Below are 15,592 nucleotides of genomic sequence, written 5' to 3' on the forward strand. Positions count from 1 at the left end.
TTTTATTTTTAATAGTGTTTCTCAGAGTGATTTCACATTAAATAACATTGTGAATAAGCTAAACTTTAAAATGTGCAATCTATATAATAAGATACTAAGCTTACATACAAAGTTCTTTAAGATGCGGGGAATAGATTTTAGGAAAAAAGTATGATAATATTAAGAAAAAGCAGAGGTTATAGATACAGCTAATGAGTGGACAAGTATCTAAGCTAAGCACTAGTAGATAAAGTGTCATTAAAGGAGCAGATAAATAGATGTTAAGAATAGGTATGGGATATGATGTTCATAAACTGGTAGAAGGTAGAAAACTTATTTTAGGTGGGGTAGAGATTCCCTATGAAAAAGGACTTTTAGGACATTCAGATGCAGATGTAGTTGTCCATGCCATTATGGACGCGCTGCTTGGTGCTATAGCAGAAGGCGATATAGGCAAACATTTTCCAGATACGGATTCTAAATATAAAAACATATCAAGTATTAAACTACTTAAATACGTAGGAGGTCTTCTAAAAGAGAAACAGGGTGTTATTCATAATATTGATGCTACTATTATTGCACAGCAGCCTAAAATGGCCCCTCATATTGAGAAGATGCGCGAAAATATAGCAAATGCGCTACAGTTACAGCTTAATCAGATTAATATTAAAGCAACTACAGAGGAAGGTTTAGGTTTTACCGGGGAAAAACTTGGGATTTCTAGTCAAGCCATTACTCTAATACAATGGTAGTATACACTAATTAGAAGATTAGTTTTATAAAATAAGAAATAGCTAAAGGGGGTATAAAATGGTTAAAGCTCATGAATCCATTAATATACAATTACTCAAGTTTTTATCTAAACAATATCCAACATCAGACACAGCAATTACTGAAATTATTAACTTGCAGGCCATACTTAACCTTCCAAAGGCTACAGAACACTTCGTGTCGGATATTCATGGGGAATATGAAGCGTTTTCTCATGTATTAAGAAATGCCTCTGGTGTACTAAAACCTAAAATAGATGCCTTGTTTATGAGTGAGCTTTCAGAAAGAGACAGAAGAAGCCTAGCGATGCTCATTTATTATCCGGAGAAGAAGTTAGAACAAGTTATCAAAAAAGAAGAAGATATGAATGATTGGTATCGTATTAACCTTTTTAGAATTATTAAACTATGTAAAGTTATCTCATCTAAATACACCCGTTCTAAAGTAAGAAAGGCACTTCCTACAGAGTTTGCTTATGTCATGGAAGAACTTCTAAGTGAGCAGATTGATGCCCATAACAAAGAACAGTACTATAACGAGATTATAGAAAGAATAGTGAGCCTCAATAAAGCGAATGAATTTATGTGTGCTTTTTGTTATCTTATTCAGCGCCTAGCAGTAGATAGGCTGCACGTGCTTGGTGATATCTTTGATCGGGGACCAAGAGCCGATATTGTTATGGATATTATGCAAAAATATCATTCAATCGATATTCAGTGGGGAAATCATGATATTTTATGGATGGGCGCAGCAGCAGGGAGTGCAGCATGTATTGCCAATGTGATAAGAATAGCTTGCAGCTACTCAAATTTACAGACATTAGAAGAGGGATATGGCATTAACTTACTGCCACTGGCGACTTTTGCTATGAATTGTTATAAAAGCACAGACTGTAGCCTTTTTATTCCTAAAGTAGATGAGGAAATAGATATTAAAAAAGATGATACAGAACTCATTGCACTTATGCATAAAGCTATAACAATTATTCAGTTTAAGCTTGAGCACACCCTAAACCAGCGCTGTTTTGATCCTACAATGAAAGAACGAGATTTGCTTCATCAAATAGATATTCAAAGTAAGAGCATTACACTAGAAGGAAAAACATACGAGTTAGAAGATGTAGATTTTATAACAGTAGATCCAAAAGATCCGTATAAACTTACAAAAGAAGAAGAACAAGTAGTAGACAGGCTTGTATACTCATTTATACATAGTGCTAAATTACAAGAACATATCAAATTTATGTTTTCAAAAGGCAGTATGTATAAGGTGTATAATAATAATCTTCTTTATCATGGCTGTCTATTAATGAGCGAAGACGGGAATTTTCAAACGATTAATCTAGAAGGCAGAGCCTATTATGGTAAGAGTTATCTTGATAAACTCGAAGAAATTGTAAGAGATGGTTATTTTAATCATAATGATCCTGTTACACGCCAAAAAGGTCAAGATATGATGTGGTATCTATGGTGCGGCAGATATTCCCCTTTATTTGGAAAAAGCAAGATGGCTACCTTTGAAAAATATTTTATTCAAGATAAAGCTTGCAGTATAGAACATAGAAATCCTTACTATAGTCAACTAGAGACAGTAGAGCTTGCCAAAAAAATTCTTAAAGAATTTGAAATTACCCATGAACAGTCCCATATTATTAATGGACATGTACCTGTTCAGGTTAAACTCGGAGAGACGCCTATTAAGGCTAATGGTAAAATCATTGTTATTGACGGTGGGTTTACAAAAGCTTATCAGAAGGTCACAGGAATAGCTGGTTATACACTTATTTATAATTCTTATGGGCTGCAGTTAGCTTCTCATCAGCCTTTTGAAGGGATACAAAAAGCTATTACTTCGGAGAAGGACATTGTTACTACAATGAATGTTATAGAAGTTGTTTATAGTAGAAAAAGAGTAAAAGATACGGATATCGGAAAAGATATCATGAGCCAGATACAGGCACTTCTTACACTAGTTGAATACTATCGTCTTGGATTATTAAAAGAAAAAGAAATATAGGAGTAAACGATGGAAAAAAAGTATTACTGTCCGACCTGTAAAGAAGAAGTAGAAGTTATAGAAGCATGTGGTGCAAGCAGCTATTTTTGTAATAAGTGCAAGAAACTGATTTCAAGTAAGGCTGCTTTAGAAGAAAAAGATTTAGAAGGTAAAGAATAAGCAATAAAAAAGCGTAGCTTAGATTACCTAGCTACACTTTTTTATTGCTTATTTTCATGATCTATATCCATTTCAAAATCTTCGAGCTGTATATTTAATGCATTAATAGATATTTGAACTTCCATCACCAAAAAGCCTAATGAGATAAGCAGTAACAAAAGGCTTAGGCCAAAAACAATATTAGCAAAAAACAAATAATTAGCATAAATGAGGAACATACTCATTACACAAAAGAAAAAGCTTAGAGCACCGAATATCTGCATATTTCTAATAATTTTCAATCTTATTCTTAAATTTCTTATCTGTTCTTTTAAAACGATATCAGGCTCTTGTTTATATTTAGTATAGAGATCCCGTACTAACTGCGCTAGTACAATAAATCTATTAGTATATGCCAGCATCAAAAGGGATATTGCAGGAAAAAGTAATGCAGGGGTTGTTAAAGACAGTTCCATATAATCAGCTCCTTTTCATTTGCTTAGAATTCATTGATACGCATAGCAAACTGTTTGGGGGTTTCACCATAGTAATTTTTAAAAAGTTTTATAAAGTAAGAAACATTTTCAAATCCGAGATCATAGCAGACTTCGGTAACATTTTTATATTTAAGGGCTTCTTTTGAAGTTTTCAACTTAAGAAGATTTTGATATTCTTTGGGGGTCATATTCATTCTTTTTTTAAAGCAAGCTATAAGATTTGAAGTAGACATATTAAGATGTTCTGCAATTTCCTTGATCGTTATATTTTGATAAATATTTTCTTTGAGAAATTTTATAGTATAATTCACAGGATCTAAATGATTACTTGAAGGATTTAATGAGATATAATAATCTTTCATAAGATTATAAATCAGTTCTTGCGAACATAGATCTACAAGAAACGTCTTATTAGGATCGTTGCCCATACAATAGTTATTAATTCTTTCAATAGGGGCTTTAATTTTTTCACTAAAGGATTCTTTAATAATGGTATTTTTAGGCATCATAAAATCATCCTGAAATTGAAGCTGAATACGACTTTTAGTATCTTCAATAAGTTTGTCACTCATTTCATAAACAATCGCGATAGTATCTTCTTTAATTTCAAGTTCAACACTGGAGTCCGGCGGCAGAAGAATAAACTCAGATTGGTTATAATCAAACTCTTCACCATTATTAATCTTAACATGTTTGGTACCGCTTACAATAGTGCATAATCTATTATACTGATAAGATCTATACATTTCCTTATAGTCTTTTGACAGGTCATAGTAGAGTACCTTGAGATACTCTGTTTCATAGTTATGATGTTTTTCAAAATGCCGATCGAAGTTTTGAATCATAATGAAACATCCTTTCTTTAAAAGGCTAATTTGGTGATATAGTAATTATATACTATCATAGGATTTGTACTATATCAACGTTGTAGCGTTTTTAACAAACAATATATTATATTTAGGCGTATTATTTTAAATTTTGAGTTAGTTTTAAGTCTTAGAATTTAGTATAATTAAATTAATGTTATCCGAACTTATTTATCTAAGGAAAAGTCTATGATGGTAAGTCAGGGTTCCGCGGGAAACTGCGCAGCCTCCCTTGTTGGAAAGGATAAAGACGCATTATTCGTTCTGTCCTTTGTGGCAGATTTTTTTGTTTAATTATAATATTTTTAAAATCTTAATTATTTAAATATGTGAAATCTATATTAAAAATAAAATGGAGGCGTTATATGTATTCAGTTGGAATTATTACAGCCAGTGATAAAGGTTCAAAAGGAGAGCGAGAAGATTTAAGCGGCAAGTTAATACAGAAGGTTATGGAGGAGAAAGGGTACCTGGTAGAAAAACTCGTTATACTGCCAGATGATGAAGAGCTGTTAGCGCAGGAAATGATTGATATGGCAGATAAGCTGCAACTTAATTTAATTTTGACAACTGGGGGGACAGGATTTAGTCAAAGAGATGTTACGCCAGAAGCAACTTTAAAAGTTATTAGGAGACAAGCGCCGGGGATCTCAGAAGCCATAAGATACAATAGTCTCCAAATTACACCTAAAGCTATGTTATCAAGAGGTGTTTCAGGTATTAGAGGCAAAACGCTCATTATTAATTTACCCGGAAGTCCTAAAGCGGTTAAAGAATCTTTAGGTTTTATTGTTGATACTTTGCATCATGGTATACAAATATTGATTGGAGATACGTCTGAGTGTGGTCAAAAATAAGTTCTGAAATAAAGATAATAATTAAAAGTAGGAAGGAGGGATGCAGAGTGAAAAAGAAAAGATTTATATTTTTAATAGGGGTTATTACCATTTTTGCAGTGAGTTTGGGGATTGTGTTAAGACAATTTAGTACAGAGAAAAAGTCTTCGATATTAATAGGTTCCACAACGAGCCTGCAGGATAGTGGATTATTAGATGAATTATTACCTATATTTTATGAAGAGACAGGGATAGAGGCTAAAGTTATTGCAGTAGGCACAGGTCAGGCCATAAAGCTTGGACAAGATGGAGAGGTGGATTTACTCTTAGTCCACGATAAGCTGTCAGAAATAACCTTTGTAGAAGAAGGTCATGGTACAAAAAGATGGGATGTTATGTATAATGAATTTATTTTAGTAGGGCCCGCCGAAGATCCTCTTGGGTTAAAAGAGAAAGGCGTTTTAGAAGCATTTACCCAGATGGCAGCTGAAGAGGCGCTATTTGTTTCAAGAGGAGACCAATCCGGGACACATAAAAAGGAGCTTAGCATCTGGAAGGAGCTAGGCATGGAACCTACATACAGTAATTATGTATCAGCAGGAAAAGGCATGGGAGATGTTTTGAAAATGGCGGATGAACTAAGGGGTTATACGCTATCAGACATGGCAACTTATTTAAAGCTTTCTAAAGATTTGGAACTTGATATTATGGTTGAGAATGATGAATACCTTATGAATATGTATGGTGTAATTGCTATTAATCCTAATAAAAACACTAAAATTAACAGCAAAGGGGCTCAAAGCTTTATTAAATGGCTTTTATCACCTGAGATTCAGAAAAAAATTGAGGAGTATGGGGTAGAGACTTATGGAAGATCCCTTTTTATCCCCTGTGATGAAAGTTACTGATGGGTGAAATTAAAAATGGTTTTATAAGAGCCTTTCAGCTGATTGTTTCATTTGACCCTGAGCTTTATGAAATTATTATAAGATCACTATTTGTTTCGCTATCGGCGGTTATTATCTCCGCTTTATTTTGTATTCCGTTTGCTATTTGGCTGGGACTAAAAAGGTTTAAAGGCAAGCAAATTGTTTCAAGGCTGTTATATGCCTCGATGAGTACGCCTTCTGTGGTCATTGGTCTTATAATATTACTACTCCTTTCTCGCAAGGGGCCTTTAGGCTTTGCGGGGCTTTTATATACTACGATGGCCATGATTATTGCTCAGACGGTACTTGTTTCACCTCTTGTTTTGGGACTTACCTATCATACGGTTAAGTTAAGAGGACGTCAAATACAACATGAAGGATTACTCCTTGGCGCTAATTCATTTCAAATTATAGTATTGATTATCCGTGAACTGAAGATGGATTTTTTAGTACATTTAATCGCTGGTTTTTCAAGGGCCATTTCAGAAGTTGGTGCCGTGATGATTGTAGGGGGGAATATTAGAGGTGTAACAAGGGTGATGACAACGACAATAGCCCTAATGAACTCTATGGGAGAATATGATATGGCCATTGCCCTTGGAGTTGTACTTCTTCTTATTTCCTTAATTGTTAACAGTATTGTTTATAAGGAGACGGAGCCATGGAAATAGTGATTAAGCATCTTCTAAAAAAATATAATCAAAAGACAGTACTGGATATCCCTCATTTACATGTTAGAAAAGGACAGATTACAGGTCTTTTAGGAGATAATGGTTGTGGTAAAAGCACACTTCTCAAGATTATTGGCGGGCTTGACTTTGATTATGAGGGAGAAGTGCTCTATGATAGCTTGCATTTTAAAAAAGAAAACAGACAGATAATCGGAATGGTAAGCCAAAATCCTTATCTTTTTAAGCGCAGTGTTTATGAAAATATTGAGTATCCTCTTAAAGTGAGAGGTATTGAAAAAGATAAAAGAAAAGAGATAGTTAATCAATTCTTGCAAAATATGTATATAGAGGGGATTAGCTCTCAAAGAGCAGACACCTTATCAGGTGGAGAAGCTCAAAAAGTGGCTTTAGCCCGGGTACTTGCAGCAGCGCCTAAAATACTTTTACTAGACGAAACAACTTCCAATATTCATGAGGAAGCTGTACTTATTATTGAGAAGGAGCTTAAAGCTTATCATCAATCAACTGGCTGTACAATTATATTTGTTACCCATAATCAGGCCCAGGCTAAGCGTTTTTGCGGTGCGTGTATTCACCTTGATCTGCCTAGAAAGTAGACTATGAAAAATTATTAGATGAATATGAGGTGAGGGGATGGAATTTTTTAATGTGTTAACTGCAAAAGAAGTTCATGACATAATTAAAGAACTGGCAAGAGACTATTTTATACAGTCTGAAACGATAGACTTAATTTCGGCAGCAGGACGCATAGCAAGCGAAGAAATTTTGGCACCTGTAAATTTGCCGGAATTTAATCGTTCAACAGTAGATGGTTATGCTGTAATCAGTCAAGAAGTCATGGGAGCATCAGAATCCATGCCAAGCTTTTTAGACTGTGTGAGTGAAGTTGCTATGGGGGAAACAACTGATTTTGTTCTTCAGAAAGGGCAAGCTGTTTATGTTCCGACCGGAGGCATGGTTCCGGAGGGGGCAGATGGAGTTGTTATGATCGAATATGTTGAAAAGCTGGATGAAAAAACTATCCTTATTCATAGGCCTATTGCTCCTCTTGGAAACATGACATTGATAGGAGATGACCTTAAAGCGGGAGAATTAATTATTTCTAAAGGCAAAAAATTAACCCCTTATGATATTGGTCTTCTTGCTGGACAAGGTATTCATAAGATTGAGGTTTATCAAAAACTCCGTTTTGCCGTTATATCAACAGGAGATGAAATTATTGATCTAGAGGAGCCCAAAAAGCTTGGACAAATAAGAGACATCAATGGCTATGCCTTAAGTAGTCTTATTACGCAGCTTGGTGGAGAAGTGATCAATAAGTCAATTGTTAGAGATAACTTTGAAAAATTGAAGGAAACACTTGGAGAAGTCTTAAATCAGGCAGACATTGTACTTCTTTCAGGGGGAAGTTCTGTAGGGACAAGAGACTATACAAAAGCAATCATTGAATCCTTTGCAGAGGGAGAAGTTTTGGTTCATGGAATCTCTATAAAGCCAGGCAAGCCTACTATTTTGGGACACATTGGTAAAAAAGTCGTTTTTGGACTTCCGGGACATCCAGCTTCCGCTCTCATTATTTTTAATCAGTTTGTAAAAGCTTATATGCAGCAATTGCTAAAAAGGCCAGAGACTGATTTTGGCATTATGGCAACTTTAGCAGCCAATGTACATGCTTCACCAGGAAAGGAAACCTATCAAATGGTTCAGCTTGTTCAAAGTGATGAAGGCTGGAATGCACATCCTTTTTATGCAAAGTCCGGCATGATGAGTCTGCTTGCTAAGGCTTCGGGATATTTGCGTATACCAGGCAGCATAGAAGGGCTCATGAAAGGCGAAAAAGTGAAGGTGTATCTGCTACAGGAGGTGGAACTGTAAGATGGAGAAATATAAAGACAATAGAAATATTTACATATCAAATATACCAGTTGAAGAAGCTATTGAACGTTATAAGAATGCTTTAGCATCTCATATAAAAACTGAAACACTTCCAGTAGAAGATGCTTTGTTTCGAACAACCTGTGAGGCTGTTTTTGCAAATATTTCATCGCCACATTATCATGGAGCTGCCATGGATGGGATTGCTGTTACAGCTACAGATACTTATGGTGCATGCGAAAAGGCACCTAAAGTGCTTATTCAGGGAGAACATTTTGAATATGTTAATACAGGTAATCCCATACCTGTAAATCGTGATGCAGTTATTATGATTGAGGATTTAACCGAGATGTCCCCAGGGCATGTACAAATAATAGCGCCGGCTTACCCATGGCAGCATATCAGGACAGTAGGAGAAGATATTGTTCAAGGAGAAATGATCATTCCTTCATTCCACACGATTAGACCCATGGATATGGGTGCGCTTTTAAATGGTGGCGTGGAACAGGTTCAGGTATTTGCAAAAACATCTGTCGGCATACTTCCTACCGGAACAGAGATTGTCCAAAATGTAAAGGAACTTAAATATGGCAAAATCATCGATTCTAATTCAAAAGTATTTCAGGGGTTGATTTTAGAAGCGGGGGGGATTCCCAAAATATATGCTCCCCTTAGAGACGATAAAGAGGTTCTAAAAGCAGCGATAAAAAAAGGCATAGCAGAAAATGATATATTAATCATAAATGCGGGATCTTCAGCAGGATCCAAAGACTTTACTGTCGATCTGATTCGTGAGCTTGGAGAGGTTATTATACATGGTGTGGCTTTAAAACCAGGAAAACCTACAATATTGGGGATAATTGATGGTAAACCAGTGATTGGTATTCCAGGCTATCCTGTTTCCGCATACTTTGCTTTTGAGACTTTTGCAAAGCCAATTATAGCATGGTACTTAGGTAAAAAAGATCAGGCTAAGAGTATTAAAGCAGTTTTATCACAAAGAGTAGTTTCTTCACTCAAACATCAGGAGCTTGTAAGAGTAACCTTAGGAGAAGTAGATAACCGGCTCGTTGCAACGCCTTTAAATCGAGGGGCAGGAGCTACGATGAGCCTCGTCCGCGCAGATGGTGTTTTAACTATACCTCGTATGTCAGAAGGCATCGAAAGCGGACAGATGGTTGATATCTCACTCATTAAACCTATAGAAAAAATCATAAAAAGAGTTGTTTTAATTGGCAGCCATGATTTGATTTTAGATTTGATTGCAGACAGAATGCCCCTGACCTCAGGGCATGTAGGGAGTTTAGGCGGCATTATGTCTATGAAACGCAGAGAGTGTCATATAGCGCCTATTCATCTATTAGATGAACATACCGGTGAGTACAATATTTCTTATGTGAAAAAGTATTTTTCAGCAGGCTCTATGGCAATTATTAAGGGCGTTAAAAGACTCCAAGGACTGATGATTCAAAAAGGAAATCCTAAACAAATCAAAGGATTTTCAGATTTGATAAGAGACGACATACACTTTGTTAATCGTCAGCGCGGAGCGGGTACAAGACAGCTCTTAGATTATGAACTCAAAAAACAACAGTTAGATCCGGGGGATATTATAGGGTATAATAGAGAAATGACGACACATATGACAGTCGCAGTAACGATAGCCTCAGGAACAGCTGATGCAGGACTTGGGATCTTTGCAGCAGCGGAGGCCATGAAGCTTGATTTTATACCTGCTTGCTATGAGGCTTATGATTTTTTAGTACCTATAGCCTATTTAGAGGATCACCGCGTTCAAAACTTTATAGAGATTTTAAAGTCCAAAACATTTAAAGAAAAGCTGAGTTTAATTGGAGGATATGAGCTTGAAAATCCAGGTGAAGTTTTGAAAGTAGGTGAATAATATGAAAGATGCATATGGAAGAACAATTAATTACTTACGCTTATCTATTACAGACTTATGCAACCTCAGATGCCAGTATTGTATGCCGATAGAGGGCATTCAGAAAATAGCCCATGAGGATATCTTAACACTTGAAGAGTTGGATGAAATCGTCTATGCTTTTGCAAAACTTGGGATTACTAAGGTGCGTATTACAGGTGGAGAACCTCTTGCAAGAAAAGGCATTGTCACACTCATAGAGAAAATAAAGAGACATCAAGGTATCAAAGATTTGGCTTTAACTACAAATGGGATACTTCTTGATACTATGGCACAAACTCTTAAAGATGCAGGACTTAACAGAGTTAATATTAGTTTAGACTCTTTAGATGATAAAAAGTATACAATGATGACACGAGGCGGAAAACTAAAGGATGTCCTTAAAGGGATAGAAAAGGCAAGAAAAGTAGGTTTAACACCAATAAAGCTTAATGTCGTACTAATCGGTGGATTTAATGATAATGAGGTTGAAAGATTTGTTAGACTTACACAGGAGGAAGCAATCGACGTACGTTTTATTGAACTGATGCCTATTGGAGAAGTGGCTAAGTGGTCCAAGCATCATTTTCTTTCAAATGAATATATATTAAAAGTAGTACCAGAACTTGTAAAAAGTAATGCGTTAGAAGAGAATTCACCGGCTTTATACTATCAGCTTCCAGGTGCAAAAGGTAGAGTGGGACTTATTAGTCCTATTTCTTGTAAATTCTGCGGAACGTGCAATAGAGTGCGCTTAACATCTGAAGGAAAGCTCAAGCACTGCCTGCATTCTAATGAAGAGTTTGATCTAAAAGCAGCACTAAGAGAAGAAAGGTCCCTGACAGATTTTATTCAATATGCAATGTTGCATAAACCTTTTGAACATCTTATTGAAGAGGGCAGTCTGACAGAAAGAAATATGATCCAAGTCGGTGGATAACTATAGGAGGAGAATAAATGTCATTTACACACTTTAATGATTCAGGCAGAGCTTATATGGTAGAGGTAACCGAAAAAGACGATACATCAAGAACTGCAGTTGCCTCAGGTATAATCACTATGAAACCAGAAACGATACAAGCCATCCAAAATGAACGCATTAAAAAAGGCGATGTTTTATCAGTTGCACAGATTGCAGGCATTATGGGAGCAAAAAAAACAAGTGAGCTTATCCCAATGTGTCATCAGCTGATGTTAACAGGCGTAGACCTTCGTTTTAAAATAGAAACGCATTGTATTTTGATTGAAGCAGAAGTTAAAACGGTAGGCAAAACAGGGGTTGAAATGGAAGCTTTAACAGCAGTATCGACTGCTGCATTAACGATTTATGATATGTGTAAGGCCATTGATAAAGAAATGGTTATTGGTCAAATAACGCTGTTAAAAAAGAGCGGAGGCAAATCAGGGGACTATTTAAAGGAGGGACTAAAATGAACAAGATTATTGGCAAGGTCATTTCAGTTAATATAAGTAAAGAAAAGGGTGTTATCAAAGATGCGGTTTCAGAAGGTTATTTCCAAGAGGCCCATGGATTAGTAGGGGATGCGCATGCAGGAAAATGGCATAGACAGGTCAGTTTACTAGCCCAAGAAAGTATTGATAAGATGACAAAGGTAGGGATTGAGGGGCTATGCAGTGGAAAATTTGCTGAAAACATTACTACGGAAGGGATTGAACTCCACACACTTAAGGTAGGTACGTTATTAAAAATAGGCGAAACAATCCAAGAAATATCTCAGATTGGTAAAGAATGTCATACGGGATGTGCGATCAAAGTACAAGTAGGCCAATGTATTATGCCTAAAGAAGGGGTTTTTACTAAGGTCATTCAAAGCGGTACGATTAGAGCAAATGACAGTATCGAAATACTTGAATAATTTGGATAAATATGATAAAGTAAAATTAATTATAAGTGTAATTGTAGTAAAATTACACAATTATAGAGCGGACTTTAACCAGTAAGCCAACGTCCGAGTTAATTGTTCTAAAGTTTAATACCATGAACCATTAACCTATGGGTAGAACAGGAAACTGCACTGCCTCCCGTGTTTGGAAAGGATTTGGAAATCATTTAAACCAAAAGGGGGTCGTTTTATGTACGGTTATCAAGGTAAGGTTTTAAGAGTTAATCTCACAACAAGTACTTATGCAGTAGAGGCTTTGGATGAGACAGTTGCAAAGAAATTTATAGGGGGAAGAGGACTTGGGACTAAATTGTATGCAGACGAAGTATCACCGGCTGTTGATGCATTAAGTCCAGAAAACAAGATTTTATTTGTGACAGGGCCTTTAACAGGGACACCAACTCCAACCGGTGGGAGATATATGGTTGTCACTAAATCACCGCTTACAGGCACAATTGCTTCATCTAATTCAGGGGGATACTGGGGGCCAGAACTTAAGTTTGCAGGCTATGATGTTATTATTGTAGAAGGTAAAGCCGAAGAGCCAGTTTATATGATGATTGAGGATGATAAGATTGAATTTAGACCTGCGGCGCACTTATGGGGTAAAATTGTTTCAGAGACAACTAAAGCACTTGAAGCAGAAACACCTGAAAAGTCTAAAATATTAACGATTGGACCTGCAGGAGAAAAATTATCACACATAGCAGCGATTATGAATGATTACTCAAGAGCAGCGGGACGTTCAGGAGTAGGGGCAGTAATGGGTTCTAAAAACCTTAAAGCTATAGTTGTTAAGGGCAGCAAAAAAGTAGATCTTGCAGATGCAGATGCACTTAAAGTAGTTGTTAAACAATGTATGCAGCAAATTAAAGATAATGGTGTTACAGGTCAAGGGCTACCTGCATATGGTACAGCTGTTCTTGTTAACATCATTAATGAGAATGGTGTTTTCCCTACAAATAACTTCCAAACTTCTCAGTTTGATAAAGCAGAAGAAATCAGTGGTGAAACACTTGCAGAAAAGTACTTAGTTAAAAAAGATCCTTGCTACAGATGTCCAATTGCCTGTGGCCGTTACTGTAAAGTTGACGATATTGAAGGTGGTGGACCAGAGTATGAAACCATTTGGGCGTTTGGCGGAGATTGCGGTGTATCAGATATGGGAGCTGTTATTAAAGCAAACTTCTGGTGTAATGAAATGGGCTTAGACACGATATCAGCTGGGGCAACTATTGCAGCTGCTATGGAGCTTTATCAAAAAGGCTATATTAAAGATGAAGAATTAGATGGGCTTTCACTGGAGTTTGGCAATGCTGAGGCAGTTGTAGAATGGACTAAACGCATGGGTATGAGAGAGGGCCTTGGAAGCAAGATGGCTGAAGGATCTTATAGATTAACAGATGCTTATGGGGTACCAGAGTTATCTATGTCTGTGAAAAAACAAGAGCTGCCAGCATATGATCCAAGAGCTATCCAAGGTCAAGGCTTACAGTATGCAACATCTAACCGTGGAGGCTGTCATGTAAGAGGATACCTTATTTCACCTGAAATTCTTGGTTTACCAGAAAAATTAGACCGTTTTTCACTTGAAGGCAAAGCAACTTGGGTAAAAGTATTCCAAGATCTTACAGCTTTTATTGATGCATCAGGACTATGTCTCTTTACTTCGTTTGCAATGGGCGCCGGAGATTATGCAAATATGATCAATGCCGTAATTGGTACTGATTGGACAGCTGAGGATGTACTTACGGCAGGAGAAAGAATTTGGAATATTGAAAGACTCTATAACTTAGAAGCGGGTATTGATCCATCACAAGATACACTTCCTAAGAGATTATTAGAAGATGGCATAGCAGATGGACCTTCTAAAGGAAATGTAGCAAGGCTCTCTGAACTATTGCCAGAGTACTATGCTGAACGTGGCTGGAGTGCAGAAGGTATTCCAACAGAGGATAGAAAAGCACTGCTTGGACTATAATTTCAAAAGTAAAGAGCTTCTTAGGAGGCTCTTTCTTTTGAAATAGGAAAGTTCGGCCTAAGAGCGCATCGCAATGCTTTAGGAGGTGAAAAATGTCAGTAGAAAAAGTTCATCAATTAAAAAAAGTTTACCTGGAGCTTACCAATCGCTGCAATTTAAATTGTACAATGTGTTATCGTAAAACATGGCATCAGCAGGAGATGGATATGGCAGAGGCGATATTAGAAAAGTGCATCCAGCAAATTAAAAGTATGCCCACTATTAAAGAAATCGTACTCGGAGGTATTGGAGAACCCACTTTTTCAGAAGAAGTACAAAAAGTAATGCATGCATTAAAAGACTATCATTTAACCCTTACGACAAATGGTACAATCATGCATGAGTCTATGCGGGAAACAATTGCAGATACAGTTAATCATATGATTATATCTGTTGATGGCACACCAGATGTTTTTTATAGTATTCGCAAGTTTTCGCTGGAACAGATTATTGAAAATCTAAAAGCCTTAAACGAGTTCAAGCAAAAAAGAAAATATAAAACACCAACTGTGTCTTTTCAAATGGTACTTTCGGATATGAATAAAGACAGTGTTTTTCAAATTATCGATTTAGCAGCAGTCCACGAAGTATCTGGAGTCATTATATCTAATGTTTTACCAATGACTATAGAAGATCAAAAGTTGGCGCTTTATACACGTTATGAAAATAAAGAAATTCAGGCACTTTTTAAGAAAATTCAAAACCATGCTTTTGCAAAAACTGTAGCATTACAGTTACCAGCGTACCAGTTAAAAACAGAAAGAAGATGCAGATTTATAGAAGATCAAGCAACTATGATTACAGTTTCAGGGGATGTGGTGCCCTGTTACCGATTTGCTCATGATGGTACAGAAGTCGTATTTGAACGTCATAAAAGTGTTTGTGCCTATTCTTTTGGCAATCTATCTGAAAAGCCTTTAAATGAAATTTGGGGAAGTGGTAGGTATGCAGATTTTCGTATGACAGTTTTTAATAATCATTATCCTTCTTGTATTGACTGTGATTTAGCAGATGGATGTGATATGGTAAGGAATTCTGAGATAGATTGCTATGGCAACATGCCGTCTTGCGGCGATTGTTTGTGGGCAAGAAAACTTATTTATTGCGTATAGCGTATCATAATGCATCGTTCATTTAACAAATATAAA

General features: G+C 36.4%; 16 protein-coding genes and 2 riboswitches. Of the genes, 14 read left to right on the forward strand and 2 right to left on the reverse strand.

The window, feature by feature from the left end:
• Positions 1–257 precede the first annotated feature (257 nt).
• From ispF to BN3326_RS21280, 3 genes are read left to right on the forward strand one after another with little or no spacing between them, the layout of a single operon-like run.
• Positions 258–731 (forward strand): 2-C-methyl-D-erythritol 2,4-cyclodiphosphate synthase, encoded by a 474-nt coding sequence (gene ispF / locus BN3326_RS17645; protein ID WP_070000573.1) that lies wholly within the window; start codon positions 258–260, stop codon positions 729–731.
• Between the two features lie 58 nt (positions 732–789).
• Positions 790–2,766, forward strand: a complete 1,977-nt coding sequence (locus BN3326_RS17650) for a fructose-bisphosphatase class III (protein ID WP_070000574.1) — start codon at positions 790–792, stop codon at positions 2,764–2,766.
• A 9-nt stretch (positions 2,767–2,775) separates the two neighbouring features.
• Positions 2,776–2,925, forward strand: coding sequence for a YfgJ family double zinc ribbon protein (locus BN3326_RS21280; protein WP_074463624.1), 150 nt, complete (start codon positions 2,776–2,778; stop codon positions 2,923–2,925).
• 41 nt (positions 2,926–2,966) lie between these two features.
• Here BN3326_RS21280 and BN3326_RS17655 read toward each other — a convergent pair whose 3' ends face one another.
• Positions 2,967–3,380, reverse strand: coding sequence for a DUF2721 domain-containing protein (locus tag BN3326_RS17655; protein ID WP_242876029.1), 414 nt, complete (start codon positions 3,378–3,380; stop codon positions 2,967–2,969).
• Positions 3,381–3,403: 23 nt separating this feature from the next.
• Positions 3,404–4,246: an AraC family transcriptional regulator gene (locus tag BN3326_RS17660; RefSeq protein ID WP_070000575.1), complete on the reverse strand. Its 843-nt coding sequence runs from the start codon at positions 4,244–4,246 to the stop codon at positions 3,404–3,406.
• Between the two features lie 168 nt (positions 4,247–4,414).
• A riboswitch (molybdenum cofactor riboswitch) is annotated at positions 4,415–4,529 on the forward strand.
• A gap of 103 nt (positions 4,530–4,632) precedes the next feature.
• Here BN3326_RS17660 and BN3326_RS17665 point away from each other — a divergent pair.
• The 11 genes from BN3326_RS17665 (at position 4,633) to BN3326_RS17715 (ending at position 15,556) form a co-directional block, all read left to right on the forward strand.
• Positions 4,633–5,124, forward strand: a complete 492-nt coding sequence (locus tag BN3326_RS17665) for a MogA/MoaB family molybdenum cofactor biosynthesis protein (protein ID WP_070000576.1) — start codon at positions 4,633–4,635, stop codon at positions 5,122–5,124.
• Positions 5,125–5,171: 47 nt separating this feature from the next.
• Positions 5,172–6,011, forward strand: a complete 840-nt coding sequence (locus BN3326_RS17670) for an ABC transporter substrate-binding protein (RefSeq protein ID WP_070000577.1) — start codon at positions 5,172–5,174, stop codon at positions 6,009–6,011.
• The gene (locus tag BN3326_RS17675) at positions 6,011–6,703 is read left to right on the forward strand and encodes an ABC transporter permease (protein WP_070000578.1); all 693 of its coding nucleotides are present in this window, start codon (positions 6,011–6,013) and stop codon (positions 6,701–6,703) included. Before BN3326_RS17670 ends, BN3326_RS17675 begins: the two co-directional genes overlap by 1 nt.
• Positions 6,694–7,320, forward strand: a complete 627-nt coding sequence (locus tag BN3326_RS17680; protein WP_070000579.1) for an ATP-binding cassette domain-containing protein — start codon at positions 6,694–6,696, stop codon at positions 7,318–7,320. Before BN3326_RS17675 ends, BN3326_RS17680 begins: the two co-directional genes overlap by 10 nt.
• A 37-nt stretch (positions 7,321–7,357) precedes the next feature.
• Positions 7,358–8,599 carry a molybdopterin molybdotransferase MoeA gene (locus BN3326_RS17685; RefSeq protein WP_070000580.1) on the forward strand — a complete coding sequence of 414 codons (1,242 nt, stop codon included), beginning with the start codon at positions 7,358–7,360 and terminating at the stop codon, positions 8,597–8,599.
• 1 nt (position 8,600) lies between these two features.
• A complete protein-coding gene (locus BN3326_RS17690; RefSeq protein ID WP_070000581.1) occupies positions 8,601–10,502 on the forward strand; it encodes a molybdopterin biosynthesis protein in 1,902 nt (633 codons plus the stop codon).
• A gap of 1 nt (position 10,503) precedes the next feature.
• Positions 10,504–11,460, forward strand: coding sequence for a GTP 3',8-cyclase MoaA (gene moaA, locus BN3326_RS17695; RefSeq protein ID WP_070000582.1), 957 nt, complete (start codon positions 10,504–10,506; stop codon positions 11,458–11,460).
• 17 nt (positions 11,461–11,477) lie between these two features.
• Positions 11,478–11,954 carry a cyclic pyranopterin monophosphate synthase MoaC gene (gene moaC / locus BN3326_RS17700; RefSeq protein WP_070000583.1) on the forward strand — a complete coding sequence of 159 codons (477 nt, stop codon included), beginning with the start codon at positions 11,478–11,480 and terminating at the stop codon, positions 11,952–11,954.
• Entirely contained in the window at positions 11,951–12,397 is a 447-nt protein-coding gene (locus BN3326_RS17705) for an MOSC domain-containing protein (protein ID WP_330389768.1), read from the forward strand. The genes moaC and BN3326_RS17705 overlap by 4 nt, the downstream gene beginning before the upstream one ends.
• Before the next feature lie 79 nt (positions 12,398–12,476).
• A riboswitch (molybdenum cofactor riboswitch) is annotated at positions 12,477–12,597 on the forward strand.
• Between the two features lie 17 nt (positions 12,598–12,614).
• The gene (locus tag BN3326_RS17710) at positions 12,615–14,405 is read left to right on the forward strand and encodes an aldehyde ferredoxin oxidoreductase family protein (RefSeq protein WP_070000584.1); all 1,791 of its coding nucleotides are present in this window, start codon (positions 12,615–12,617) and stop codon (positions 14,403–14,405) included.
• A gap of 92 nt (positions 14,406–14,497) precedes the next feature.
• The gene (locus tag BN3326_RS17715; RefSeq protein ID WP_070000585.1) at positions 14,498–15,556 is read left to right on the forward strand and encodes a tungsten cofactor oxidoreductase radical SAM maturase; all 1,059 of its coding nucleotides are present in this window, start codon (positions 14,498–14,500) and stop codon (positions 15,554–15,556) included.
• Positions 15,557–15,592: the final 36 nt, after the last annotated feature.

It is taken from the genome of Cellulosilyticum sp. I15G10I2 (assembly GCF_900095725.1).
Lineage (GTDB): Bacteria > Bacillota > Clostridia > Lachnospirales > Cellulosilyticaceae > FMMP01.

Coding starts and splice junctions, on each gene's coding strand:
- BN3326_RS17660 (WP_070000575.1), bottom strand. CDS start 4,246: ATGATTCAAAACTTCGATCGGCATTTTGAAAAACATCATAACTATGAA.
- BN3326_RS21280 (WP_074463624.1), top strand. CDS start 2,776: ATGGAAAAAAAGTATTACTGTCCGACCTGTAAAGAAGAAGTAGAAGTT.
- moaA (WP_070000582.1), top strand. CDS start 10,504: ATGAAAGATGCATATGGAAGAACAATTAATTACTTACGCTTATCTATT.
- moaC (WP_070000583.1), top strand. CDS start 11,478: ATGTCATTTACACACTTTAATGATTCAGGCAGAGCTTATATGGTAGAG.
- BN3326_RS17710 (WP_070000584.1), top strand. CDS start 12,615: ATGTACGGTTATCAAGGTAAGGTTTTAAGAGTTAATCTCACAACAAGT.
- BN3326_RS17675 (WP_070000578.1), top strand. CDS start 6,011: ATGGGTGAAATTAAAAATGGTTTTATAAGAGCCTTTCAGCTGATTGTT.
- BN3326_RS17665 (WP_070000576.1), top strand. CDS start 4,633: ATGTATTCAGTTGGAATTATTACAGCCAGTGATAAAGGTTCAAAAGGA.
- BN3326_RS17705 (WP_330389768.1), top strand. CDS start 11,951: ATGAACAAGATTATTGGCAAGGTCATTTCAGTTAATATAAGTAAAGAA.
- BN3326_RS17715 (WP_070000585.1), top strand. CDS start 14,498: ATGTCAGTAGAAAAAGTTCATCAATTAAAAAAAGTTTACCTGGAGCTT.
- BN3326_RS17650 (WP_070000574.1), top strand. CDS start 790: ATGGTTAAAGCTCATGAATCCATTAATATACAATTACTCAAGTTTTTA.
- ispF (WP_070000573.1), top strand. CDS start 258: ATGTTAAGAATAGGTATGGGATATGATGTTCATAAACTGGTAGAAGGT.
- BN3326_RS17680 (WP_070000579.1), top strand. CDS start 6,694: ATGGAAATAGTGATTAAGCATCTTCTAAAAAAATATAATCAAAAGACA.
- BN3326_RS17685 (WP_070000580.1), top strand. CDS start 7,358: ATGGAATTTTTTAATGTGTTAACTGCAAAAGAAGTTCATGACATAATT.
- BN3326_RS17655 (WP_242876029.1), bottom strand. CDS start 3,380: ATGGAACTGTCTTTAACAACCCCTGCATTACTTTTTCCTGCAATATCC.
- BN3326_RS17690 (WP_070000581.1), top strand. CDS start 8,601: ATGGAGAAATATAAAGACAATAGAAATATTTACATATCAAATATACCA.